This is a genomic window from Streptomyces africanus (genome assembly GCF_002150735.1).
Classification (GTDB): Bacteria; Actinomycetota; Actinomycetes; order Streptomycetales; family Streptomycetaceae; genus Streptomyces; species Streptomyces africanus.
Window position 1 is genome coordinate 1 of record NZ_MUKA01000698.1, and the last position, 901, is coordinate 901.

Genomic DNA, 901 nt, shown 5'->3' on the forward strand with positions numbered 1-901 from the left:
GGGCGGGGGTAGGGATGCCCACAGTAGGCGGGCTTCCTGGAGGAAAGGTTTCCGGAACGTGACGGAGGGCGGGAAAGCCGGGTTCTTTATGAACGCAATCGGCATGGACGCAATCGGCGACGGCCGTACCCGGTCAGCTCCGCGCTGCCTCCACGGCCCGGTTCAGGAGCGTCTCCACGTCGGTGATCCTCTTCACGAGCTCGTCCGGAGGGCCGGCGAGGGCGCCCAGGACCACGTCCACTTCCCGCAGACCCGCTCGCCCGACGAGCCCCTTCTCGTTGGTCACCCACTCCCCCCGTGCCGCCAGCACGGCGTGCGCCGTCTGGGTCGCGGCGAGGGCGATCGCGCCCGCAACCTGGGTGACCGCGCCCTTGGGCGCGTGGCCCGCCTTGGCGTACGCGAGGGTGGCGGCGGCCATGCCGTGCCAATGGGCCGGGGCCCTCTCGCGCAGGGCGGACGGGTAGGCCGCGGGGCGCGGCAGTTCGCCCCGCAGCACCTTGTTGATGGCGAGTTCGGCGACGAGCAGGTACGTGGGGATGCCCGCCAGGTGGAACATCAGCGGCTCGACCCGGAAGCGGCCCTGCTCCGCCTGCGCCACCTCGTGTTCGACGACGTCGAGATCGCGGTAGTGCACGTCCACGCGCCGGCCGTCGACGGTCAGCCAGGCCCCGCCGTTGAAGACGCCGCCGCCCCACGCGCCCAGCTCGGAGACCTCACCCTCCCAGCCGACCGCACGGAGGTCCTCCGGATCGAAGGCGCCCCGGTAGTAGATCGCCAGGTCCCAGTCGCTGTCGGGGCGTTCGGTGCCCTGGGCGCGGGAGCCGCCGAGGGTGACGGCCGTGACGGCGGGGAGGGCGGCGAGGCGGTCGGCGGTGGTGTCGAGGAAGGTCTGGTCCGGGCG

Annotated in this window: 1 protein-coding gene; it reads right to left on the bottom strand. The window is 72.8% G+C overall.

Features of this window, described 5'->3' with window-relative positions; all coding sequences use genetic code 11:
• Positions 1–133 precede the first annotated feature (133 nt).
• Positions 134–901 (bottom strand): nucleotidyltransferase domain-containing protein (locus CCL05_RS43500; protein ID WP_086565921.1); only part of this gene is annotated, 768 nt, incomplete at its 5' end.